The sequence below is a fragment of the Nesterenkonia sp. PF2B19 genome (assembly GCF_001758425.2).
GTDB lineage: Bacteria > Actinomycetota > Actinomycetes > Actinomycetales > Micrococcaceae > Nesterenkonia > Nesterenkonia aethiopica.
In genome coordinates this window covers 66188-88723 of sequence record NZ_MDSS02000011.1, presented here as the reverse complement: position 1 = coordinate 88723, position 22536 = coordinate 66188, and the positions used below count along the sequence as shown (strand labels likewise).

General features: G+C 67.1%; 20 protein-coding genes and 1 tRNA gene. 10 read left to right on the top strand and 11 right to left on the bottom strand.

Annotated elements, in window-relative coordinates; translation table 11 throughout:
• Positions 1 to 1170, top strand: a 1170-nt coding sequence (locus BCY76_RS05445; RefSeq protein WP_139827631.1) for a ComEC/Rec2 family competence protein, incomplete at its 5' end; no start/stop codon positions are given.
• Positions 1171 to 1396: 226 nt separating this feature from the next.
• Here the strand turns inward: BCY76_RS05445 and BCY76_RS19840 are convergent.
• The 4 genes from BCY76_RS19840 to orn all read right to left on the bottom strand — a co-directional run bounded on the left by BCY76_RS19840 (position 1397) and on the right by orn (position 4964).
• A complete protein-coding gene (locus BCY76_RS19840) occupies positions 1397 to 2149 on the bottom strand; it encodes a transglycosylase family protein (RefSeq protein ID WP_170922598.1) in 753 nt (250 codons plus the stop codon).
• Positions 2150 to 2541: 392 nt separating this feature from the next.
• The gene (locus tag BCY76_RS05435; RefSeq protein ID WP_085437297.1) at positions 2542 to 3861 is read right to left on the bottom strand and encodes an FAD-binding protein; all 1320 of its coding nucleotides are present in this window, start codon (positions 3859 to 3861) and stop codon (positions 2542 to 2544) included.
• A 328-nt stretch (positions 3862 to 4189) separates the two neighbouring features.
• Positions 4190 to 4265: transfer RNA gene (locus tag BCY76_RS05430), tRNA-His, on the bottom strand.
• Between the two features lie 168 nt (positions 4266 to 4433).
• Positions 4434 to 4964 (bottom strand): oligoribonuclease, encoded by a 531-nt coding sequence (orn, locus tag BCY76_RS05425; protein ID WP_085437298.1) that lies wholly within the window; start codon positions 4962 to 4964, stop codon positions 4434 to 4436.
• A gap of 170 nt (positions 4965 to 5134) precedes the next feature.
• Here orn and mptB (BCY76_RS05420) point away from each other — a divergent pair, with 170 nt between their 5' ends.
• From mptB (BCY76_RS05420) to BCY76_RS05390, 7 genes are all read left to right on the top strand, one after another.
• On the top strand, positions 5135 to 6763 hold the full coding sequence (gene mptB / locus BCY76_RS05420) for a polyprenol phosphomannose-dependent alpha 1,6 mannosyltransferase MptB (RefSeq protein WP_170922597.1): 1629 nt from the start codon (positions 5135 to 5137) through the stop codon (positions 6761 to 6763).
• Complete coding sequence (mptB, locus tag BCY76_RS05415) at positions 6756 to 7946, top strand: polyprenol phosphomannose-dependent alpha 1,6 mannosyltransferase MptB (RefSeq protein WP_085437295.1); 1191 nt, start codon at positions 6756 to 6758, stop codon at positions 7944 to 7946. Before mptB (BCY76_RS05420) ends, mptB (BCY76_RS05415) begins: the two co-directional genes overlap by 8 nt.
• A 23-nt stretch (positions 7947 to 7969) precedes the next feature.
• Positions 7970 to 8443 carry a hypothetical protein gene (locus BCY76_RS05410; RefSeq protein WP_070160855.1) on the top strand — a complete coding sequence of 158 codons (474 nt, stop codon included), beginning with the start codon at positions 7970 to 7972 and terminating at the stop codon, positions 8441 to 8443.
• On the top strand, positions 8440 to 9804 hold the full coding sequence (locus BCY76_RS05405) for a glycosyltransferase family 87 protein (protein WP_070160857.1): 1365 nt from the start codon (positions 8440 to 8442) through the stop codon (positions 9802 to 9804). Before BCY76_RS05410 ends, BCY76_RS05405 begins: the two co-directional genes overlap by 4 nt.
• 104 nt (positions 9805 to 9908) lie before the next feature.
• Complete coding sequence (locus BCY76_RS05400) at positions 9909 to 10781, top strand: SOS response-associated peptidase (RefSeq protein WP_237089981.1); 873 nt, start codon at positions 9909 to 9911, stop codon at positions 10779 to 10781.
• A gap of 74 nt (positions 10782 to 10855) precedes the next feature.
• Entirely contained in the window at positions 10856 to 11836 is a 981-nt protein-coding gene (locus tag BCY76_RS05395; protein ID WP_237089982.1) for an AEC family transporter, read from the top strand.
• Positions 11837 to 12060: 224 nt separating this feature from the next.
• Positions 12061 to 13221, top strand: a complete 1161-nt coding sequence (locus tag BCY76_RS05390) for a tyrosine-type recombinase/integrase (RefSeq protein WP_070160863.1) — start codon at positions 12061 to 12063, stop codon at positions 13219 to 13221.
• 231 nt (positions 13222 to 13452) lie between these two features.
• On the opposite strand, the gene BCY76_RS05385 is transcribed toward BCY76_RS05390, so the two are convergent.
• The 4 genes from BCY76_RS05385 to BCY76_RS05370 form a co-directional block, all read right to left on the bottom strand.
• Positions 13453 to 14699, bottom strand: a protein-coding gene (locus BCY76_RS05385; protein ID WP_139827630.1) for an IS3 family transposase whose coding sequence is annotated in 2 segments (ribosomal slippage) — positions 13453 to 14402 and positions 14402 to 14699 — 1248 coding nt in all. Because the reading frame shifts where the segments join, the coding sequence is not laid out codon by codon here.
• A 96-nt stretch (positions 14700 to 14795) separates the two neighbouring features.
• The gene (locus BCY76_RS05380; RefSeq protein WP_070160869.1) at positions 14796 to 16583 is read right to left on the bottom strand and encodes a TraM recognition domain-containing protein; all 1788 of its coding nucleotides are present in this window, start codon (positions 16581 to 16583) and stop codon (positions 14796 to 14798) included.
• Complete coding sequence (locus tag BCY76_RS05375; protein ID WP_070160948.1) at positions 16580 to 17107, bottom strand: hypothetical protein; 528 nt, start codon at positions 17105 to 17107, stop codon at positions 16580 to 16582. Before BCY76_RS05375 ends, BCY76_RS05380 begins: the two co-directional genes overlap by 4 nt.
• Before the next feature lie 45 nt (positions 17108 to 17152).
• Positions 17153 to 17575, bottom strand: coding sequence for a hypothetical protein (locus BCY76_RS05370; RefSeq protein WP_139827629.1), 423 nt, complete (start codon positions 17573 to 17575; stop codon positions 17153 to 17155).
• Positions 17576 to 17956: 381 nt separating this feature from the next.
• Here BCY76_RS05370 and BCY76_RS05365 point away from each other — a divergent pair, with 381 nt between their 5' ends.
• Together BCY76_RS05365 and BCY76_RS05360 are read left to right on the top strand one after the other, a co-directional pair.
• Positions 17957 to 18295, top strand: a complete 339-nt coding sequence (locus tag BCY76_RS05365; RefSeq protein ID WP_085437293.1) for an ArsR/SmtB family transcription factor — start codon at positions 17957 to 17959, stop codon at positions 18293 to 18295.
• Between the two features lie 194 nt (positions 18296 to 18489).
• Positions 18490 to 19563: an MFS transporter gene (locus BCY76_RS05360; protein ID WP_336581992.1), complete on the top strand. Its 1074-nt coding sequence runs from the start codon at positions 18490 to 18492 to the stop codon at positions 19561 to 19563.
• Between the two features lie 516 nt (positions 19564 to 20079).
• Here the strand turns inward: BCY76_RS05360 and BCY76_RS19835 are convergent.
• The 3 genes from BCY76_RS19835 to BCY76_RS05345 are packed head-to-tail and all read right to left on the bottom strand — an operon-like array spanning position 20080 to position 22519.
• On the bottom strand, positions 20080 to 20211 hold the full coding sequence (locus tag BCY76_RS19835) for a hypothetical protein (RefSeq protein ID WP_272896816.1): 132 nt from the start codon (positions 20209 to 20211) through the stop codon (positions 20080 to 20082).
• A 16-nt stretch (positions 20212 to 20227) separates the two neighbouring features.
• Complete coding sequence (locus BCY76_RS05350) at positions 20228 to 20548, bottom strand: metal-sensitive transcriptional regulator (protein ID WP_070160873.1); 321 nt, start codon at positions 20546 to 20548, stop codon at positions 20228 to 20230.
• 9 nt (positions 20549 to 20557) lie between these two features.
• Positions 20558 to 22519, bottom strand: a complete 1962-nt coding sequence (locus BCY76_RS05345; protein WP_442935351.1) for a heavy metal translocating P-type ATPase — start codon at positions 22517 to 22519, stop codon at positions 20558 to 20560.
• Positions 22520 to 22536 lie beyond the last annotated feature (17 nt).

Here is a 22536-nt window from a genome sequence, read left to right as displayed (position 1 = left end):
CTGGGCCTGTGCGCCCTTCCGGCGGCCGCCATCGGGTGGATCGGCCGGACGGCGGCGGGCCTGCCGCGTGCCCTGGCTGCGTGGCCGGAGGGACTCACCGGGACGGTCCTGGTGTGTCTGTACGTGGTGACGGTGCTCCTGCTGGCCCGGCGGCTCATGGCAGGAGGGCGCGAGGCGGGCGGTGCCGGTGGTGCCGGCAGTGCGCAGGACGGAGGGCGCGTCGGAGATGCCTCCCGGGGAGGGGTGGCAGCATTGCGACGCACAGGAGCCCTTGTGTGGCTGTCTGCCGCCCTGCTGGGATCCTTGGCCGCCATGGTGCTCCCGGCGCCCCTGGAAGGCCTCACCGCCCCTCCTGAGGACTGGACGGCGGCGATGTGCGATGTCGGGCAGGGCGACATGCTCGTGGTGCGCACCGGGCCGACTGCCGCCGCCGTCGTGGATGCGGGGGAGGACCCGGAGGCCGCCGATAGATGCCTGAGTAGTCTCGGTGTGGGCACCGTGGACATGCTGTTCGTCACTCATGAGCATCGAGATCACTACGGAGGGGTCCCCGGAGTGGTGCGAGGACGGGACGTCGGCGAGGTACTCCACGGCGGCACGGCCGACTGGGCCCCTCATCACGAGTCTGAGCTTGCCGAGGCGCTCGGTGAGGTGCCCGTGCGGCGGGCCGAGCAGGGCGTCGTCGGACACAGCGGGGGAGCGGACGATGTCGCAGAGGTGCAGTGGCAGGTGTGGTTGGCCCATCAGCACCATCCGGAGCCGAACGACAACTCGCTCGTCGTGCTGTTCGAGCTGCAGGACCCCCACGCGGAGCCTCAGGCGCCGGGCGGCTCGCAGGATCCGCTGCGCCTGCTGGCGACCGGGGACCTCGAGGAGGACGCCGCACGGCTGGCGGTGCTCACCGGAGCGATGCCGGAGCATGTGGACGTCATCAAGGTTGCGCATCATGGAGCCGCCAACGGCGGCACCGAGACCATCGAGCACACCAGTCCCCGTGTCGCCCTGATCGGCGTGGGACAGGACAACACCTACGGGCATCCGGCTCCGTCGATCCTGCAGGCTCTCCGGACTGAGGGTGCCGCCGTGTATCGGACGGATCTGCACGGCGGTGTGGTGCTGACCCTGCGTGGGGGAGCCCTGCATGCTGACGCGTTGGCGGCGCGCTGGTGATGCTCGTACCGAGCCATGGAGCCCTGCCCTGAGCTGTGCTGCCCTGACCGCCCTCGACTGAGCCATTCGTCCCCGACACACACTGAAGGCGGCTCCCCACAGGTCAGGAGCCTACGGGGAGCCGCCTTCAGCTGCGGCAGCGGCGGATCAGCGGGATGAACCGCTGTCCTGGGGGATCAGAGAGCTGATCAGAAGACCGGGAGCTTGAGCTCCTGGCCGACGAAGATCAGGTTCGGGTCGTCGATGCCGTCGACGTTGGCGCCCCACAGGTCCTGCCAGTCGTCGATGCCCAGGCGTCGGCGATGGAGGACAGCGAGTCGCCCGCCTCGATCGTGTAGGTCTCGTCGGAGACCTCAACCTCGGTGTTCGGCTGGGCAGACGGGGAGGACGGGGCCGGAGCCTCCTCCTGAGCCGGAGCCTCTTCCTGCTGCGGGGCCTCCTGCTGAGTCTCCTGAGCCGGAGCCTCCTCCTGCTGCGGGGCCTCCTGCTGAGTCTCCTCAGCCGGGGCCTCCTCCTGCTGCGGGGCCTCCTGCTGAGTCTCCTCAGCCGGGGCCTCCTCCTGCTGCGGGGCCTCCTGCTGAGTCTCCTCGGCCGGGGCCTCGTCGCTGCCCGCGTCGGAGGAGGTGGAGGTGCCCGGGTTGCCGGAGATGCCGAGGCTGGCGGTGCAGGCGGGCCACGCGCCCCAGCCCTGGATGGCCTGGAGCTTCTCGGCCCGGTGGATCTGCTCCTGCTTGGAGGCCTGGTGCGGGTAGCCGGAGCCGCCCACTGCCTGCCAGGACTGCAGGGAGAACTGCAGGCCGCCGTAGTAGCCGTTTCCGGTGTTGATGGACCAGTTGCCGCCGGACTCGCACTGGGCCAGCTGGTCCCAGACGCCCGAGGCGTTGGCGGCGGGGGCCGCCGCAGCGACGCCGACGCCGGCGAGGGTGGCAGCAGCCAGGCCGCCGCCCACGATCTTCTTGAAAGTCTTGGTGGTCTGCATAAGGCAGTAGCTCCGAAGTCCCCGACACTCGGACCCTCCCGGGCCGTCGTCATGTCACCGTCCAGCTTCTTTCACGTCGAATCGCGATCACGTACACAGGGCCGACTGAACGGACGGTGACGGGGAGTCTGTCGGCCCCTGCGCTTCCGTGACGCCGACGTCGCCGATCCGGTACGTCCAGATCACGTCAACATCACGGAAGATGTCCGCCACCCAGTAAAAGGTCTCAGAACGATTGCGTCAACCCGGCCGACACGCAGTGAAACGAGGACGATCCGCGCCATGACGCGGATCCGGGCTCGTTATCGTCTCGTGATCTGACTTGCTGTGAAAAACATGTGAGTGGTGTCGGCGGCTGTCCTCCGGTGCAGCCAGGCATTCATCGGCCCAGGTCAGAGGCCTACCGAAGCGAGAAAGTCGTTTCTGAGCCGCCCGTCCGGGTCGAAGTGTCGGCGTAGCCGCGCGAAGTCGTCCCACCGGGGGAAACGGGCTCGCAGGGCGGTGGCGTCCAGAGCGAACAGCTTGCCCCAGTGCGGCCGGGCAGAGGCCGGCAACGCTTCCTCCAGGGCTGGCAGCAGAGCTGTCACACCTTTCTGGTCGGGGTGCCAGGTGAAATGGAACCCCACGGTGTCACCGGCGAAAGCGGGGCTCAACCACAGGTCGTCGCCGCGCATCGTGCGTATCTCATTGGCCTGCAGAAGCGGTCGGATACGGTCGGCGAGTCCGCGGACCGCCTCGAATGCCTCGACGGCGTCCTGGCGGGGCACCAGGTACTCGCTCTGCAGCTCGGCACCTGCTGACGGTGTGAACTCCAGCTGGAAGTGGGGGAGGCGGTCGTACCACGGCCCGGGCAGTCCGCCCTGTTCCGAGCAGGACGCCGCCGAGACTCCCGGCAGCGGATGGCGCTTCCCGTCGGCGACGCGGGCGTCGAGCAGCTCGACGAGCGCATCGGTCTCTGCCTGGTCCACCTGGGCAGGGACGGGAGCCTTGACCCACATCTGGTCCGCGACGTCGGTGCGGCTCCACGTGGTGAAGATGCTCACGCTGCGCCCGAGGCCGGTGACGGCGTCCAGGTTCTCCATCACTGCGTCCCACCGGGGTGCTTCGAATACGGTCTGGGCCACCTCGTAGGTCGGCTCGACATCCAGCTCCACGGTGATGACCGCACCGAGTGCGCCCAGATTCACCACGGCGCCGTCGAAGTCCGGCTCGCCGCGCCGCAGTGTATGCACGGACCCGTCCGGGGCCATGATCTCCAGGGATCGCACGGCGGAGGACAGAGTGCCCACCCGGTCGCCGGACCCGTGGGTGCCGGTGGCCACGGCACCGGCCACGGAGATGTGTGGCAGAGATGCCAGGTTGTTCAGCCCGAAGCCCTGCTGATGCAGGGCGGGGGCGAGGTCCCCGTAGCGCATCCCACCGGCGACGGTGACGGAGTCCTCGTGGACCTCGAGCACGGCGGGCATCTGGTCGAGGCAGATGAGGGTCCCGGTGGTGTCGGCGATGGTGTTGAAGCTGTGGCGCGAGCCCAGCAGGCGCTTGCGTCCAGGCCGGGTCATCGCCTCATGGAGCTCGTCGACAGATCGCGGATGCGCCACCTCAGAGGCTTGGTACGTCAGGTTTCCGGCCCAGTTGTGCTCCGCCGATGCTTTCTGTGAAGTGCTGGGACCGTCCTGGTCGTGGCCCGCTGCGGCCTCTTGCCCTGCGCTCATGTGCTGTGCCCTCCCGCTGTACTCTCTGGCGTGGTCGTCCTGCCGTCGGCGGCGTGGTCCCGCACTGCCTCGACAGGCGAGGCAGACCCCACGGGGCCCGGGTCCATGGTCCACGTGTGGCGTGGGAGTCGGCACGGCGCAGGCGCGACATGTACAACGATGAAATCTACAGGATGTCCGGTGAGGATGCCCTGGAGCGACCGGCGACCGGCGACTGGAGTCCGGTGAACGCGGGGCGGTCCTTCAGGAAAGAAGGTCCCGAAACGACGACGAGGTGTGAACTGCGGAGGAATGCGTTCTTCCTTCGCAGTTCACACCTCGTGTGACATGGGGTGAGCGACGGGGCTTGAACCCGCGACCCTCGCGACCACAACGCGATGCTCTACCAGCTGAGCTACGCCCACCATGTTCCGGTCCCGGCCTGGCGGCCCTTCTCGGATCTCTGCTCGACCGATCCGGGCCTCCGGAGCGCTCGAGCAGCGCGAACCAGTCTACACACATTTCGGAGTGAATGAGACATCGACCCCGGTCGCAGGCCGGTGTGATGTTCGCCTCATCGGCTGCGAGGACTCTCAGAGCGCCCGGAAGACGGTGCGCCGGTAGTGCTTCAGCTCCTCGATGGAGTCCCGGATGTCACCCAGGGCCCGGTGGTTGCCGGTCTTCGCCGGGGCCCCGTCGCGAGCTTCCGGATACCAGCGGGCGGCCAGCTCCTTGATCGTGGAGACGTCGATGATCCGGTAGTGCAGGTGCTCGGTGAGCTTCGGCATCCCCAGGCGCAGGAACGCCTTGTCCGCGTGGACGGAGTTGCCGGCCAGGGGGGCGACTCCGGCCTCGGGGACCCAGGCCGTGACGTAGTCGAGCACGCGTCGTTCCGCCTCAGCGAGGCTGACCCCGCCCTCCAGCTCCTCCAGGAGGCCGGAATCGGTGTGCATGCGACGCACCACCGGGGCCATGCGATCCAGCGAGCCCTCCGGGGGACGGATGACGACGTCGACGCCGTCGCCGAGGATGTTCAGCTCGCTGTCGGTGACCAGCGCGGCCACCTCCACCAACACATGCGTGTCGGGGTCAAGGCCCGTCATCTCGCAGTCGATCCACACCATGCGTCCGGACCAGTCTCCGGCAGCGCTCCCGCCCGCGGGCGAGGCCTTCTTCTCAGCAGCCGTCTCGGTCCTGGTGTCAGTCCTGTTGTCAGTCACAGCTCAACCCTATCCCCGCCGCCCCCGTCGGACGGCGCCTCAGCGGCCGCAGCGGCGGTGATATCTTCGTGAGGATGACCGACGTGGCCGACGCCGACGACTCCGCCTCTGCCCAGCGCAGACCTGGTGGAGCCCTCGGCGACACCGCACTCCGCGTCGGACGCCGTCTCGCGGAGATGGGACGCACCGGCCACCGCCCGGCAGGCCCTCGCGGACCGCTCATCGAAGGGTTCCTCGGCTCGCTGCTGGTCCTCGCCGGCTCCCTCGGCGTCGGCTGGCTGGTCAGCATCTCGCCGATCGCCCGTCATCCCTGGATCATTCCGCTGCGCACCGAGCCCGCCGGGGTCATCGTCTGCACCCTTGCCCTGACCCTGGGATGCTGGGTGATGTTCCGCGCCTGGCTGCGCCTGGGACGGGCACTGGGAGACTTCGGACCCTCCAGCCTGCGCACCGTCAACCTGGCGGTCCTGCTGTGGACGCTGCCGCAGATCATCACCCTGCCGATCTTCTCCCGGGACGTCTTCGCGTATCTGGGCCAAGGGCGCCTGGTCCTGGCAGGCGAGGATCCCTATACGACCGGGGTCTCCTCCCTGGACAACTGGTTCCACCTGGGCACAGACATCCTCTGGGCCGAGTCCGAGACGCCGTACGGGCCCCTGTTCCTCTGGATCGAGGCGGCGGTCATGCGGGTGGCCGGCGAGAGTCCGGACCTCGCAATCCTGCTGTTCCGGCTGGCCTGTGTGGCCGGCGTCGTGCTGATCATGGTCTACGTGCCGAAGCTGGCGGCGCTGCACGGGGTCGACGGGGCCCGCGCCCAGTGGATCACCGTGGCCAACCCGCTGCTGATCATCAGCTTCGTCTCCTCGGCCCACAACGACGCGCTCATGGTCGGCTTCGCACTGGCAGGGGTCTACGCAGCCGCGCGTGGACAGGGGGTGCTGGCCACGGTGCTGGTGGTCGTCTCCATCGGCATGAAGCCCATCTCCATGGTGCTGCTGCCGTTCATCGGGCTGCTCTGGGCCGGGCCCGCCGCCGGGTGGGGACGGCGATTCCTGTACTGGGCCTGGACCGCCGGCATCGCGGCCACAGTGCTGCTCGCCGTGGGCGTCGTCCAGGGATACGGCTTCGGCTGGCTCGCCGTGATGGCCGGCACCGGGACCGGCAGCGTCTTCTGGTCGCCGCTGGGGATCGCCGACGGGATGCTCTCCACCGTGCTGGGATCGCTGGGCATCCCCACCTACTGGACCCTGGACACCTTGAAGCTCATCGGGCGGCTGCTGTCCGTGGTGATCGTGCTTCTCCTCATGTTCCGAGGCGACCCGCGGCACGTCGTCCAGCGGATGACCTGGGCCTTCACCGCTCTGGTGGTGCTCTCGCCCATCATCCAGCCCTGGTACCTGCTCTGGCTGCTGCCCCTGTTCGCGGTCACCGGCATCCGGAGGGACTGGCAGTTCAAATGGGTCGTGTTCACGGTCGCGTTCTTCCTGGCGTTCGGCGCCTCCGACCAGCTCTCCATCTGGCAGTTCCTGGAGATGGACCAGCAGATGGTGGCCCTGTCCCTGGCCGTGTCCTGGGCGTGCATGCTGTGGATGGGGATCCTCGACCGGGGGACGCGCTGGGTGGTCTACGAAGGCTGGAACCTGCCGCCGCTGAGACTCCAGCGTCCACGGTGGGGGACCGGCCGGAGGGCGGACCGTGCGTGACACCCTGATCTCGCGGGCCGCCTGGCGCGCCCGCGAGGTGCTCGGCGCGTTCCCTGGCACCGCCTGGCTGATCGGCGGCGAGGAGGCCGCCGCCTCGCACACGTTGCGTCAGGGGCTGCTCGCCTCCCTCATGATCATGGTGGGCTCCTGGGGTGTGGGCTGGCTGGCGATGACGCCGTCGTCGGTGCTGGCGGTGCATCCGCTGCTGCTGCCGCTGCGCACCACCACTGCCGGTGTCATCATCTGTGCGGTGCTGCTGAGCCTGGGCGCCATGCTTCTGGTGCGCTCCTGGCTGCGCCTGTCGCAGCGGGTGGGCGGCTGGCACGACGGCGCGACGTCGACCATCCGCCGTGCCGTGCTGCTGTGGGGGACCCCGCTGCTGTTCACCGTGCCCATCTTCTCCCGGGACGTCTATTCCTATCTGGCCCAGGGCCGGGTGCTGCACGCCGGGCTGAACCCGTATGAGTCGGGGGTCTCCGAGCTGCCGGGCTGGTTCATGGAGGGCGCTGACGGACTGTGGGCCCAGTCGCCCTCTCCGTATGGTCCGCTCTTCCTGCTGCTGGCTCAGTTCATCTGGTTCCTCTCCGGCGGCATCCCGGAGATCTCGGTGGCGCTGTTCCGCCTGCTCAGCGTACTGGGCATCGCGCTGATGCTGGTGGCGATCCCCCGGCTGGCCCGCGCCTTCGGATCCCAACCGGCCTGGGCGCTGTGGCTGTGCGTGCTGAACCCGCTGAGCCTGCTGGTGTTCCTGCCTGCAGCGCACAACGATGCGCTGATGATCGGTCTGATGCTGCTGGGCATGTGCTGCGCGCTGCGCCGCCGGCGCCTCTATGCCGTGCTGCTGCTCACCGCGGCGGTGGCCGTGAAGCCCATCGCCATGACGGTGCTGCCCTTCGCGGTCCTGCTGAGTCTGCGTGGCCCCACTCGGATCACCGGCCAGTACAGTGCCAGGATCCGCGAATGGGTGTTCGCAGGCGCCCTCGCCGCCGGGCTGCTCGTCGGAGCGGGGCTCATGCTCGGCGTGGGGCTGGGCTGGATCACCGCAGCCCTGGGAGCCGGGTCCGCGATCGCTCCGGTGGCGCCGGTGGGGCTGCTCGGCACCGGGCTCGGTCTGGCGGCCGCGTCGTCTGGGGCCAGGACGCGGACCAGACGGCGACGTGGATCTTCGCCGGGGCGCGGCTGATCTCCGCGGCGCTGCTGGCGTGGATGCTGCTGCGGCCGCGGGTGGGCAATCCGGTGCTGTGGGCCGGCGTCGGGCTGACCGTGGTGGTGCTCAGCTCCACTGTCATCCAGCCGTGGTACGTGCTGTGGATCCTGCCGCTGTTCGCCGTGGTGCACGTCCATCGCGGGCGGTCCCTGGTGCTGGTGAGCCTGCTGCTGACCGTGATGGTGCTGCTCTCTCTGGTCGGGCAGCTCTCGGTGGCCCAGTGGATCGACACCGCGGTGGTCCAGGGGATCGCCGCCGGCGTCGCGGTGGTGTATCTGGTGTACCTGCTGATCTTCGACCCGAACACCACTGAGCTGTTCGACATGCGGCGACCCTCACAGGCCTGGAATGCCGCCGCCGGATGGGTGGGCCTGCAAGAATTGAGCCGATCTGCGGCCATGGCCCCCGCGGCCGATGCTGTGCAGGGGTCCGCCGACCCCCAGACTCCCGACCGACACGAAGGACCACGGTGACCCCTGCTGCCGAGACCCGTTCCACGCCACGCTCCTCCCGGATCCTGTGGCTGCTGCTCGGTGCCACCGTCCTGGGCGCGGCCCTCTCGGTGCTGGCGGTGCAGTGGTGTCGGGTCAACGGGTGGATCGACCCGGGGCAGCACGTGCACATGTGCTATTCGGACTTCTCCCTGCTGTTCACCGAACGAGGCCTGGCCGACGGACGCTTCCCCTTCGTGGACGATGTGCCGACCGACCAGGTGATGGAGTATCCGGTGCTCATCGGTGTGGTGGCAGGGCTGGTCTCGATGCTCGTGCCCGGCACCGGAGAGGGCCACGAACGGGTGCTGGCCTTCTACGACCTCAACCATGCCCTGGTGGTGCTCTGCTGGCTGGGCACGGTCCTGGCCACGGCGTTCTCCGCGGGGCGCCGCCGGTCCGATGCGCTGCTGGTGGCCCTGGCACCGGGGATCATCCTCACACTGTCGGTCAACTGGGACATGTGGGCGGTGTTCCTGGGGGCGCTGGCGCTGCTGCTGTGGGGCCGCGGCCGCCCCGTCTGGGCAGGGGTGCTGATCGGGCTGGGAGCGGCCATGAAGCTGTACCCGCTGTTCTTCTTCGGCGCCGTCCTGGTGCTGTGCCTGCGGGCGGGCCGGCTGCGCTCGGCGGCGGCCACCCTGGTGGCGGCCGTGGTGACCTGGGCAGCGGTGAACCTCCCGTTCATGGTGACCTCCTTCGACCAGTGGGCCACGTTCTACCGGTTCTCCTCCGAGCGGGAGGTCAGCTTCTCCTCGATGTGGCTGGCCTTCGGCTGGCTCGGTCTCGACGGAGAAGGTTTCTCGCTGCTCTCCAACGGATTGTTCCTGCTGTGCTGCCTCGGAGTGGCCTACCTGGCCTGGGCGGCGCCGACGCGCCCTCGGATGGCGCAGCTGTGCTTCCTGATCGTGGCCAGCTTCATCCTGCTCGGCAAGGTCTACTCCCCGCAGTTCGTGATGTGGCTGATCCCGCTGGTGGTGCTGGCCCGACCGCGGGTGCGTGCGTTCGTGGTCTGGCAGGCCGCCGAGGTCTTCCATTGGGCCGCCGTCTGGCTGATGAGCGCGAAGATCACTTCGGGTGGGGAGATCGGCGCGGGACATCACCTCATCGAGGGCGCCTATGGCCTGGGGATCGTGCTGCATATGGCCGCGGTCATCTACCTGATGGTGCAGGTGGTCCGCGAGATTCTGCATCCCGAGCTCGACGTGGTGCGCTCTGACGCGACCAGCACACCCGCCTCTCCCGGCACGGCCTATGACCCGTTGGCCGGGGTGCTCGCCGGTCGTCCCGACGTCGTCGCCCTGCCCGGGCTGGGTCTCCGGACGGCGCTGCACGTGCGCTGGTGACCTCGGGGTGCGCAGCTCCGGTGGGGTTCTGTCGCTGCGGTGGAACGCGTAGGCTCCTGCCGACAGGCCGACGCTGAGGGGGACCTATGTGTGGACGGTATGTGATGGCGTTGCGGGCCGGAGAGCTCGTCGACGCGCTGGAGAGCTGCGGCATGGACGAGGTGTCGCTGGGTGGGGAGCTTCCCGGCGACGACGCGCAGCCGTGGCGGCTGTCCTGGAACGTCGCCCCGACCTCGACGGTGCCGATCCTGGTGGAGCGCTACGAGGAGGGCGAAGGTCGGCGCCGTGAGGTCCACGCCGCCCGATGGGGGCTGCTGCCCCGCTGGGCCGAGAGTGCGGCGTTCAGCTCGAAGACCTTCAACGCCCGCTCGGAGACGGTGGTCTCCAAACCCAGCTTCCGCTCTGCGGTGCGCAGGAGACGCTGCGCGGTGCCTGTCCAGGGGTACTACGAATGGCAGGTGACCCAGGATGAGGGCGCCTCGAAGCCGGTGCGCACGCCCTTCTTCATCCAGGACGCCCAGGCGCCGCTGATTCTCTTCGCCGGCCTCTACGAATGGTGGAAGGATCCGCAGCGGGAGGCCGAGGGACAGGACGCTTGGGTGCTCTCGGTGACGATCCTCACCGGCCCGTCGCCGCAGCCGGCGGAGGCAGACGATGACGGCGCGACGGGCGCCGTAGAGGACGACGGCGCGGCGGTCGCCGCTGACGACGAGGGGGCGGCCCAGGGTGAGGCGGTGCTCACCGAGCTGGCGGGACTCCATGACCGCCTCCCGCTGGCGATGTCCCCGCAGTCCGCCGCCGAGTGGATCACCCCCGGCGAGCGGTCGAAGCAGGAGATGGAGGTTGCCGTCGGGGCGCTGCGCACTGATGCGGTCCAGGTGGCCCGCGGCTGGAGGATCCACGAGGTGGATCGGGCGGTCGGCAACGTCCGCCATGACTCCCCGGAGCTCATCCGGCCGGTCGGCACGATGTTCTGACCCAGCCGCCGAGCTGAGGTGCGGGCATGGCCGTCGTCGAGGTCCTGATGACCTAGGATCTGAGGGTGCTCTCCATGCTGATGACGATCGCCCCGATGTTCGTCGTGCTCGTCGTCGGCTTCCTGGCCGGATTCGCCGCCCGCTTCCGGCAGGCCCAGGGCGCCCTGAACGCCTTCGTGTTCTACTTCGGTCTGCCGGCGTTCGTCTTCTCTGCCGTGGTGGACGCCCCGCTGGGGCACGGGTTCCCGGTCGGAGCGGTGATCATCGCCGCCGTGGTGACGCTGGCGCTGTCTGCCGCGACCTACGGGATTGCGCTGTTGCTGGGGCCGCGGGCCCGCGAGGGGGCGGCCCCGACGTCCCTGGCGGCGACCTTCGGCAATGTGGGCTACTTCGGAATTCCGATCACCTTGAGCGCCGTAGGTCCGGAGGCCGCACTGGCCGCCGGCATCATCCACCTGGTGCACAACATGGTCTACATGACCGGCTATCCGGTGGTGCGCACCGTCGTCGGCACGGCGGCGGACGCTGGGGCCGGCGGTGCGTGCCGGGACTTCCCGTCCGTGTGGCGGCGCCGGCTGTGGCCGATCGTGAAGCGGGCTGTGCTGATCAACCCGGTGGCGCTGTCCATGGCGGCGGCGCTGCTGCTGGTGCTCACTCCGTTGGGGCTCCCCGGCGTGGTCACCGAGAGCGTGGACATGGTGGGGCAGACGGCGGTGCCGCTGGCCCTGTTCGCCGTGGGCCTGGCGATGCATCCGGCGGTGGAGGGCATCCGCAGCGGCGGGGTGCCGAAGCGCTCCATCCTGCTGGGCACCGTGGTGAAGATCCTGGCCCTGCCCCTGCTGACATGGCTGGCGGTGCTGCCGTTCCTGGATCACCTCGGACCGGTGTGGGCCATGACCCTGATCCTCATGGCGGCCATGCCGTCCTCCACCACGGTGTTCATCTTCTCCGAGGAGTATGACGGCGACGGCAGATTGGCTGCGGCGATCTTGGTGACAAGCACCGGACTGAGCCTGATCACGCTGCCTCTGATCGCCGAGTTTATGCGGATCTAGGCGGTTGATGGTGGTTGCTGGTCCGGCCTCTCGGAGTGGTCTAGAGAGCGGCACCGACAGGACTGCTGAGAACCTCGCGACCGTTTTACGACCGTTTTTCGTCAGCCTTTTGCACGAGTGCCGGACACTATGCACGTGTTCCGACAACTCGCAGCACAGGGGATATCGACATGCCACGACCGCGCCTGAAGATTGGTGAACGTGGAAAGACCACACACCAGAAGATGGAAGACGGCACCTGGAAGGCCAAAGCCTCCTACCGTGACGTCAAAGGGGTCAAGCGTGAACTGACCGCTCGGGCCAAGAGCAAGAGCCGCGCTGAGACGGCTCTGAACGACAAATGGCACCGCTTGTCGAAGCAGATCATCAACGGGCGGGTGGGTACTGAGAGCATCACGTTGTCTGCGGTCTTCGACCAATGGTTCGAGCATCTGGAGCGACGTAGTGAGAGAACTGGCAAGCCGACGATGCGTAGCATCTATGACGACCGACTCGTCGTGAACAACCATGTCCTTCCCCGAGCTGGGGAATGGGCGATGGATCAGATCACTGTGGGGATGCTCAACGAGATGCTCTGGTCGATCCCAGGCAAGGACGGATCGTTGATGGCCACCGCCCGCAGGGCGCAGACGATCATGTCGAGACTGTGTGCCTACGCTGTCTCCCACGAGCTCCTCCCGTTCAACATGGGGCGGGAGACGGACAAGATCGAATACACCTCGCCCCCACCGAAGGTCGTCGAGCCTGAAGAGCTTGGTGCCATCCGCGAAGTCTTCCGTGCTTGGTGCGATCACCCCACCCGGTGGAGGACTCCGATCCTAGATATCCTCGATCTCATGCTGGCAACCGGATGCCGCATCGGTGAGGTCCTGGCACTGACCTGGGACAAGGTTCATCTTGAAGACGACGTGGCGTGGGTGATGATTGACTCCTCAACTGGCTACGTGCCGGGCAAGGGCATGGCTATCGGGCCGACGAAGAATCGAAAGAGTCTGCGCATCGCGCTGCCGGACTTTGCGGTCACCCTATTGATGCGACGGATGACTAGCCAGATCGTGGAGTCCGAATACGTCTTCCACACCAGTGCGGGCAATCCGTACTACCTCTCCCAGATCGAGCGGTCTGTTAAGTGGGCCATGAGTCCAGCGCCTCACCTGCAGCACATCTGGCAGGGAGGCTTCCGCTCGCACAGCCTACGCAAGACAGTGCTGACCGCCATCGAACGCGAGCATGGTCTTGCGGCTGCAGCTGCCCAGGGCGGGCACAGTAAGGAGTACATCACCGAGAAGTTCTACGTCGCGCCGAACCTGGCGACGATTGACCACACCGATGCCATCGGACAGCTGATCACGATGAAGAGCCCGGTGGTGGCCACTGGGGAGTGATGCTGCCTCTCCTGCGGTGAAGACCGCTGGCGCCCAGCTGGGCCTTAGGGGTGCCTGCGGGATGCTGCGATTGCGTCGGCACCGCGGAATCGTAGGCGACTGCGACGATGGCGGCCAGCAGAGCGGTCCAGGAGACCCAGGCGAACAGACTGAACGGCTCAGCGGCGGCCGTGGCCATCACCAGCAGTGTCAGCGACACGGCGATGATCCAGACTTTGAACCGTACTGGGTTTAGTTCCGTGGTATGGGTGCGGGAGTCTGTTCCCGCTGGTGTTCATAGTAGGCCGCCTCAACCTCGGCGGGCGTCTGGTGCCTCAGGTGTTCGTGCAGCCGGTGGGTATTCCACCAGTGAACCCAGTTCATAGTGGCGAATTCCACCTCCGTCAGGGACCGCCAACCCGGCTGGGAGTAGATCAGCTCGGTCTTATACAACCCGTTGACGGTCTCGGCCAGGGAGTTGTCGTAGGAATCTCCTACGGTTCCAACGGAGGGTCGGATGCCGTGATCAGCGAGTTTCTCTGTGTAGGCCACAGCAACGTATTGGCCGCCGCGATCTGAATGGTGGACCAAATCGGTGTTCTGCTGCCGCCTGGCGGTGGCCAGAGCATGTTCCAACGCTTCTAAGGAGAGCGCCTCGGTGGTCATCGAAGACCTGGTCGCCCAGCCCACGATCCTGCGGCTGTAGGCATCGATGACGAAAGCGGTGTAGACGAACCCCGCCGATGTTCTGATGTAGGTGATATCCGCTACCCACAGCACCCCAGGTGCGGGTGCTGTGAAGTTGCGTTCCACTAAATCAGGACGATGATCTGGCACCGGGACGGGCACCGTGGTGCGAGGTTTCCGTCCCCGCACGGCTCCTGTGATCCCGGCTTTGCGCATCAGTCGGTAAGTCTGGTCGCGGCCGACGGCCCAGCCTTCACGGCGCAGGGCGTGCCAGATCTTCCGCACTCCGTAGACGCTGTAATTCTGGGCATAGATCCGCTGGATCTCGCCGATCAACAGATCGTCTTTGAGCTCCCTGGCAGAACGGACCCGCGTCTTAGCTGCCCGGTATCCCCGAGAGGTGATGAACCCACCTTCTGTCGCATCCAGGACCCGACAGATGCGCTCGACCCCGAAATGATCCCTGTAGGTGTCGATGTAGCGGATCATCTCGTGGTGGGACGGTCGAGCTCCGCGGCGAAAAACGCCGAAGTAGACTTCAGGATCTCATTGGCTCTCTTCAACTCGCGGTTCTCGCGCCGTAGCCGCTTCAGCTCATCGAGTTCATCACTGGAGGGACCGGGCTCTTCCCCAGCATCCCTGCGTGATTGCTTGGCCCAGTTATGCAGCGTGTGCGGTGAGACGCCGAGTTTCTCACCTGTGGCTTCAGCAGCCCTCCATCGCGAGGATTCCTGCACTCTGCGGTGATCTTCCATCATCCGCAGCGCCCGGTCCCGGAACTCAGCGGGGTAAGGCTTCTGGTGGGTGGTCATAGTTCAATCCTCCTTGAACGGATAGGACGGAACAACACCCAGTACGGTTCACAAGAAGGTGGCTGTGCCAGCCAGGTGCACTCGCCTCATCCGCCTCTACGAGCGCGGGTCTCGCCGTTGCAGCAGGGTCTCGACCTCACCCCGGTCAGTCTTCAGCTGGGAAGCATCGGACCTATCGGGCCAGGCCCGCATGTCGGTGACAATCGGTGGGGCTGCTCGCAGCAGGGTGACCGCGGTGCCAAAGGGGAGGGTGTGCAGCCGGTCCGGCGGGAAGATCGCCACACGGCGGACGGAGCGCTGGTTCTGGCGGGTGCCATGATCGCCCAAGGTCACGCTGTCGGTGTACTCGTCCCCTTCACCGATCAACGTGGACAGGTCCTGGAGGTCTTTGGAGTTCGAGGCTCCGCCGAGGATGATCTTCACGATGGAGGCGTCCCATATCGCGGAGGCCTGGTTCTCTGACCACTTCTCGCGGGCCTGAGCCAGGGATTGCAGGACGGGCAGGGTGGTGATGCCGGTGCCGCCTCCCTCGGCCATCAGGGTCGGCAATGACGGGAGAGGTGCGAGGTTGCCGATCTCATCCAGGGCCAGCAGCATCGGCGGATCGAGTCTTGCGCCGGCTGAGCGGGCGGCGATCCGCCGGGCAGTTTCCACCAGATCTTCCACCAACGCCGCGACTAGCGCGGCGGAGTTGCCGGCCCCAGCACCGGTGGCCAGCAGGAACAAGGTGCCACGTTCTTGGATGAAGGTCTCGGGATCGAAGGACTCACCGGGGCCGGGACTGACCGCATCCAACACCCGCGGGTCAGCCAACGCCGACAAAGCCAGGGACACGCCTTGCCAGATGGAGTCACGGGTGCGCGGGTCGGCATCGATCATCGCCTCCAACGAGTCCGCCCACCCCGTCGCAGCCTGAGGAGAGTTGGTGAGGATCGCTACCGCCTCAGCCGCCGCGGAGGGGTCCAGGGTCCAGCGGAACAGCTCAGCCGGGCTCCGGCCATCGAGAGCGGCCGCGTGCAGCAGGGCTTGGAGCGCGGTACGGGTCTTGCCCTCCCAGAACCCGCCACCTTCGACACCACCAGCAGACAAGCCGGTGGCTGAGGCCAGACCGGTGGCACGGATCATCGCGGTCAGCGGGTCCGCACAACCGCGTACCGGTGACCAGCGCATCCCCGCCGGCACCCCTTCCGCGAGCCGTTGGGGATCCAAAACCGCCACCGGGCCGCGCTTCTCCCGTGCCCGCAAGGTCGCGGTGAGGTTGTCCGGGCGGGTGCTGGTGGCGATCACCGCACCCGGCGCGTCGAGGATCATCGGAATCACAATGTGCAGGCCCTTGCCAGACCGGGGTGAGCCGATCAGCAGGATCGAGTCCTCCACTGATGCCCAGACCTCGGTGCCCCGGAACGCGCCCAGCCGGTACCCCACATCAGAAGCCCCCGGCTTATCGAGGGACGGGCGCAGGTTCGCGGCACGTTTGAGCAGTGCGGTGGGTGATGCGGTGGTGGCGACGTCGTGGCGGGTGGCGATCCCGGCGGTGGTGCGCGGATCGGTCTCAGACTTCCTGGAGCGGCGACGCCACCACACCCACCCCCACATCCCGGCGGCGACCAGTCCGGCGAGCATCACCGCGGTCACCGCCCAATAGGCGACCGGATGCAACCCAGCCGCGTCCAGAGCGGTCGCGGGGTCGCCGGGGTTGAACAGCACCCCAATCCCGGCCGCCGGCCCCGCTGCGGGCTGGGCCACGCCGGTGAGGAAGGCAGCCACCGATCCGGAGGCCCGCAGGATCAGCGCGAGCCCGAACAATCCGACCAGGGCGAACATGGCCGCGTTGGTCAGCTCATCGCCGAAGGTGCCGGACTGGCGACCGGTCGGGGTGCTCATGACAGACTCCGCACGACCATGTGACCGGAGATGCGACCGATCAGCACCACCTCACCATTCCCGGTCTGGAGAGCCTTCGTGACCTGTTTGAGGTCCACCAGTGCCCGCGCGGCTGCATCGGGTGCGGCCTCGGTGTGGGAGGCGATCAGGCAGCAGATGATGTCCTCACCAGGGATGAAACCCTCTGCGGTGACCTCAATGAGTTTCGCTCCGGTGCGGTGCTTGCGCGGCTTCGCCGGTTCTGGTGCCGGGTCAGGTTCAGGTGTACGACGTGGTGGCCGGGCCGGCAGCAGATCGGTGAAGCTCGTGCCATCGGCCTCATGGACCTCCACCCGAACCGGTCGGCTGCGATCCTCGCTGGCCTGGTCAATGATCTGCGGGAACGCCGATCGCGACCACGGCCATTCGTCCTCGGGTGGCAGCGGGTTGCCGTCGATGGTGACGTGCATCGAACCATCAGGGTGGATGTCTAGGACGATGGTGCGCATCGACACCGGGGCCTGCTCAGGCTGATCTGCTCTCATGCCGCCCAGGTGCACACAACCCGCACCGGAGGTGCCTTGGCGTGCTTAGCCTGGTCGCTGTCTGCGCAGTGCACGGGCGTCGTCTCGGGAGAAGATGATGACGCCGTGGGGCCTGGATGCCGGTGTGCAGCTCATGATCGATCCCCACCCGGCGGGATTGGTGATGAAGACCCGGTGATCGATGCCCGCGGCACAGGCATCGCATGTCGTTCTCGGTCGTGTGTTCCGGCGCCCGCGCAGCAGCAGAAGGATGGTGCAGGCCGCTAAGGGGGCGTTGATGATCCCTGGCGCTCCGGTCCAGAACGCGTCAGTGAATGCCGCGTAGAGCCCCCAGACCAGGGCGTTGGCGATGATGCAGCCTTGGCTGGCCAGGCTGATGCCCCGCAAGCGTTCGGGGCGGGCCCGGTTCGTCCAAGTGTGTCGTGCTTGGGGCAGGAACAGCAGAAACGCCAGGACGGTTCCGATCATCCCCACCCAGGAGGCCTGTTCCACAACTACTGCCTCTCAGGCGCGCGCTACCCGCCCCTGTTCGTCACTCAGAACACCGCGCCGAGGCTGCTTGCTCCCGGCCACACGTTCCCCTGGAAGAAGCCGGCCTGAATCCGCAGTCGCTGGGCAGCGACCGTATCCTTGCAAGAGCGCCGCATCTGGGAGCCCTTCGGCCTCCTCATCGGAGGCGCATCCCGCTACGCCGCCACCCTCGGCCACCTCTCGTTCCACGAAGAGATACCAGCCCCGCACTCCCACCTCGCCGACTAGAGCCGGACAGGAAGCCAGACAAGCGCCACACCACTCTCGACTCACAAGTGTTAGTATCTGCGTATGGATGCAGATAAGAAGGTATGTGGGATGAACCCGTCCTCGGAGTTCGTGGACCTCGCCGCGGAGGTGCTGGGCCTGCTGTCCGATCCGACGCGGATCAGGATCGTGCTCGCCCTCCGGGAGGCCGAGGAGCTGCCGGTGAACGCGCTGGCGGAGCTGGTCGGGAAGAAGCCCTCCGGGGTCTCGCAGCACCTGGCGCGGTTGCGGATGGCGCGAATGGTCACGACCCGGCAGGAGGGCACGAGCGTGCTCTACCGCCTCACCGACGAGCACGCGGTCGCCCTGGTGGTCGAGGCGATCAAGCAGGCCGAGCACGCCGTCGCGAACGGACACATCCCGCCCCACCACCACGCACCCCGGCAGTAGTACCCCGTCCGTACTTACGCCCTCGATTGTGAGGTCTCGTCTCATGCTCGCCGTTCTCCGCAACCCGTCCTACGCGAAGCTGTTCAGCGCGCAGATCATCGCCCTGTTGGGCACGGGCCTGCTCACCGTCGCGCTCGGGCTGCTCGCCTTCGACATCGCCGGAGGTGACGCAGGCGTCGTGATGGGGGGTGGCGATGACGATCAAGATGGTCGCCTATGTCGCCGTCTCACCGGTCACCACCGCGCTCACTGCCCGCCTGCCCCGTAAGCCCCTCCTGATCGGGGCCGACCTCATCCGCGCCGGGGTCGCGGTCTCGCTACCGTTCGTGACCGAGGCGTGGCAGATCTACATCCTGATCTTCCTGCTGCAGTCCGCGTCGGCGACGTTCACGCCCGCGTTCCAGGCCGTCATCCCCTCAGTGCTCCCCGACGAGGGCGAATACACCCGCGCCCTGTCGCTGTCGCGCCTGGCCTACGACCTGGAATCGCTGGTGAGCCCGATGCTCGCCGCCGCCCTGCTGACCGTCATCAGCTTCCAGGACCTCTTCGCCGGCACCGTCGTCGGATTCCTCGCCTCGGCAACCCTCGTGATCGTCACGCGGTTCCCGTACATCGCCACCCCGCCGCCTGCGCCGTTCTTCGATCGCCTCACCAGAGGCGTCCGCGCGTTCTGGGCCAGCCGGGAGCTGCGCGGCCTGATGGGGCTGAACCTCGTCGTCGCGACGACTACGGCGATGGTGATCGTAAACACCGTCGTCCTCGTCCAAGGCGACCTCGGCCGCCCGCAGACCGATGTCGCGCTCATGCTCGCCGCCTACGGGGGCGGCTCCATGCTCGTCGCGCTCGGCATGCCCAAGCTCCTCGACACCCTGCCCGACCGGAATGTCATGCTCACCGGCGGCATCGCCATCCCCGTCCTGCTGCTCGCCGCGACCGGGGTCATCGCCTGGGCTGACGGCACCGGGCAATGGGTCGCACTCCTGGTCTTGTGGGGACTGATCGGTGCGGCGACTTCTACGATCCTTACTCCGTCCGCCAGGCTGCTGCGCCGGGGCAGCAGCGAGGAGAACCGTCCGGCGGTGTTCGCGGCGCAGTTCTCCCTCTCCCACGCCTGCTTCCTCATCACCTACCCCCTCGCCGGAGTCCTCGGAGCCGCCATCGGCCTGCCCGCCGTGGCCCTCGTCCTCGTCGGCATCGGCGTACTCGGCTCGATCGTCGCCACGACCGCCTGGCGGCCGGCGTCCCGCGTGGAGTCACCGGTTCCGTGAACCCGCACCCTCGGTTAGTTTGAAAACGGTGGTGAGCACTCAGGTTCCCAAACGATGGAGTCTCCAAGAATCCCAGTGCGGTTCAGATCGTAGTGACTGTGATGTGCCCTTCGGGTTCGGAGCCGCACAACACATTGGGGCCAAGCACGACGACATCACCTACGGTCACGGGTTTCTGCCCGAACTCACTGAACAAGATCGCCGAACCATCACGTACAATGATGACCTTCACGCAGTCGAATGCCAATGGTCCGATGGGTCGATGTACCGTTTGGGTCCGAGCCAGGAGAACTTGGTACTCGACCAACTCTCGCCTCATCGATGCACCTGACGCCGCTGAGTCTGGTACTCGGTGAGTGGGAGAGCACCTGTTCATTTGCGCTCACGACTCGCTCATCGGGTCGGAGCGCTGTTTGCCATCCGGCATCCGAAGGGCTCTGGCGCCCTTGCCCCTGCAAGCTAGGTGCTTGGATCGCCCTCTTGGGGACAGTGGGGCCATGATGCCGGTCTCATGCTCTACGATCCACCGGAGTTACGGCCGAGTCGCACGGTGAAGACCCAGTGGAGGGTTTGGCAGCAGCGTCGCACGGTGAGGCTGAGGTGCCCGTGTTCGGCGAGGGTCTGCAGGCTGCGGGTGGTGATGCTCATTGCTGTTGCTCCTGGCTCATGACTTCACGAGGCGTGCGATCGCGGCTGAGGCCTCGCGGAGTTTCTGCTCGGCGTCGGCGGTATCGGTTTCGATGGCGTTGGTGACGCAGTGTTTGAGGTGGTCATCGAGCAACCCCAGCGCGACGTTGTTCAGCGCGGAGGTGATCGCGCTGATCTGAGTGAGGATGTCGATGCAGTAGTTGTCCTCGTCAATCATGCGGTGGATGCCACGAGTCTGGCCCTCAATTCGCTTGAGCCTGGCGAGGTAGCGGTTCTTGTCGCTGATGTAGCCGTGGCCGGTCGCCGCCTCTTCAACGGTGGGTACGGTGGTGGTCATGGTGTGTCCTTATCGTTCAGAGCGGTCGAGGATTCTGTCGGTGCTCGCTTCGGGGGTGAGGTCGAGGCGGCGCAGCAGCTGAGCATTCAACGCCACGACGACGGTGGAGACCGACATGAGGATCGCGCCGATGCTCATGGGCAGCACGAACCCGACCGGCGCCAACACGCCGGCGGCCAGCGGTACGGCGGCCAGGTTGTAGCCGGCGGCCCACCACAGGTTCTGCTTCATCTTCCGGTAGCTGGCACGGGAGAGTTCGAACACCGAGAGCACCGAGCGCGGATCAGAGGAGGCGAGGATCACGCCAGCGGAGCCAATGGCCACATCGGTGCCGGCGCCGATGGCGATACCGACATCGGCTTGGGCCAGGGCGGGGGCGTCGTTGACACCATCTCCGACCATCGCGACCTTGCGACCCTCGTCCTGGAGCTCGGCGACCTTGGCTGATTTGTCTTCGGGGCGGACGCCTGCGAAGACCCGGTCGATGCCCAGGTCTTTGGCGACGGTCTCTGCCACGGCTTGGGCGTCTCCGGTGATCATCACCACCTGCACCCCGCGGGCGTGGAGGGCATCGACAGCGTCACGGGACTCGGGCCGGATTTCATCGGCCAGGCGCAGCGCTCCGATGACTTCTCCGTCGGCGAGGACGTGGAGGATGATCGCTCCTTCGTCTCGCCACTGATCGGCCACCGACAACTCGTCTCGATTCTGCTGCTCGAGCAGATACGGGCCACCGACCTCGATCACGGTGTGTGAACCTGCATGCTCGACGGTGGCCTTGACCCCCACTGCCGGGGAGGACGAGAAGTCCGAGGCCCTAGGCACCTGGAGCTCCTTCGTCTTGGCTGCTCCGGTGATGGCCCGTGCCAGTGGATGCTCACTATCTGCCTCGGCGGCAGCGGCCAGCGCCAGCACCTCCTCCTCGTCGCGGTTCCCGGTGGGTGCAACGGCGGTGACGGTGGGCTCGCCCTTGGTCAGGGTGCCGGTCTTGTCGAAGAGCACTGAGTCCACGGTGCGCATCGACTCCAGGGCCAGCCGGTCCTTGATCAGCACGCCGCCCCGGGCTGCGCGTTCGGTGGCGATGGAGACCACCAGCGGGATTGCGAGACCCAGGGCGTGGGGGCAGGCGATGACCAGCACGGTGATGGTGCGCACCACTGCGGCATCGGGCATCCCGAGCAGCGCCCAGGTGATCGCGGTGACGACCGCGGCGCCCAGGGCGAACCAGAACAGCCAGGCCGCGGCAGTATCGGCGATCCTCTGCGCGCGCGACGACGATGCTTGAGCGTCGGTGACCAGCTTCTGGATGCCGGCCAGGGCGGTGTCCTCCCCGATCGCGGTGACCTCGACGCGGACTCCGGAGTCGGTGGCCACGGTGCCTGCGACCACATGGTCGCCGGTCTCACGCCGTACTGGCTTGGACTCCCCGGTGACCATGGACTCATCCATCGACGCCGAACCGTCGACGATCTTCCCATCGGCAGGCACGGAGGAGCCCGGGCGCACGATCACCACGTCGCCGACGGCGAGCTCAGCAGGGGCGACTTTGACGACCTGATCGCCGTCGATCTTCTCGGCCTCATCGGGCAGCAGGGCGGCCAGGGAGTCCAATGCCGAGGTGGTCTGGGCAAGGGAACGCATCTCGATCCAGTGGCCCAGCAGCATGATGACCACCAGCAGGGCCAGCTCCCACCAGAAGTTCAGCTCATGATCCAGGATATGCAGGGTCGCGCCCCAGGAAGCGATGAAGGCCACCGTGATGGCCAGGCCGATCAGCAGCATCATGCCGGGCTTGCGGTCCCGGATCTCACTGATGGCGCCGGTCAGGAAGGGCCAACCGCCCCAGAAGTAGACGATGGTGCCCAGGATCGGGGAGACCCACCACACCCACTCGGCCTCGGGCAGGTGGTAACCGACCAGGTGGGCGAACATCTCGTTGAAGCCGACCACCGGGATCGCCAGGGCGAGCATGATCCAGAACAACCGGC

Bases quoted from the DNA above. Each gene is read 5' to 3' on its own strand.
- BCY76_RS19840 (WP_170922598.1), bottom strand. From the start codon at position 2,149: ATGCAGACCACCAAGACTTTCAAGAAGATCGTGGGCGGCGGCCTGGCT.
- BCY76_RS05435 (WP_085437297.1), bottom strand. From the start codon at position 3,861: ATGAGCGCAGGGCAAGAGGCCGCAGCGGGCCACGACCAGGACGGTCCC.
- orn (WP_085437298.1), bottom strand. From the start codon at position 4,964: ATGGTGTGGATCGACTGCGAGATGACGGGCCTTGACCCCGACACGCAT.
- mptB (WP_170922597.1), top strand. From the start codon at position 5,135: ATGACCGACGTGGCCGACGCCGACGACTCCGCCTCTGCCCAGCGCAGA.
- BCY76_RS05410 (WP_070160855.1), top strand. From the start codon at position 7,970: ATGCTGCTGCGGCCGCGGGTGGGCAATCCGGTGCTGTGGGCCGGCGTC.
- BCY76_RS05400 (WP_237089981.1), top strand. From the start codon at position 9,909: ATGGCGTTGCGGGCCGGAGAGCTCGTCGACGCGCTGGAGAGCTGCGGC.
- BCY76_RS05395 (WP_237089982.1), top strand. From the start codon at position 10,856: ATGCTGATGACGATCGCCCCGATGTTCGTCGTGCTCGTCGTCGGCTTC.
- BCY76_RS05390 (WP_070160863.1), top strand. From the start codon at position 12,061: ATGGAAGACGGCACCTGGAAGGCCAAAGCCTCCTACCGTGACGTCAAA.
- BCY76_RS05380 (WP_070160869.1), bottom strand. From the start codon at position 16,583: ATGAGCACCCCGACCGGTCGCCAGTCCGGCACCTTCGGCGATGAGCTG.
- BCY76_RS05375 (WP_070160948.1), bottom strand. From the start codon at position 17,107: ATGAGAGCAGATCAGCCTGAGCAGGCCCCGGTGTCGATGCGCACCATC.
- BCY76_RS05370 (WP_139827629.1), bottom strand. From the start codon at position 17,575: ATGATCGGAACCGTCCTGGCGTTTCTGCTGTTCCTGCCCCAAGCACGA.
- BCY76_RS05365 (WP_085437293.1), top strand. From the start codon at position 17,957: ATGAACCCGTCCTCGGAGTTCGTGGACCTCGCCGCGGAGGTGCTGGGC.
- BCY76_RS05360 (WP_336581992.1), top strand. From the start codon at position 18,490: ATGACGATCAAGATGGTCGCCTATGTCGCCGTCTCACCGGTCACCACC.
- BCY76_RS19835 (WP_272896816.1), bottom strand. From the start codon at position 20,211: ATGAGCATCACCACCCGCAGCCTGCAGACCCTCGCCGAACACGGGCAC.
- BCY76_RS05350 (WP_070160873.1), bottom strand. From the start codon at position 20,548: ATGACCACCACCGTACCCACCGTTGAAGAGGCGGCGACCGGCCACGGC.
- BCY76_RS05345 (WP_442935351.1), bottom strand. From the start codon at position 22,519: ATGCTCGCCCTGGCGATCCCGGTGGTCGGCTTCAACGAGATGTTCGCC.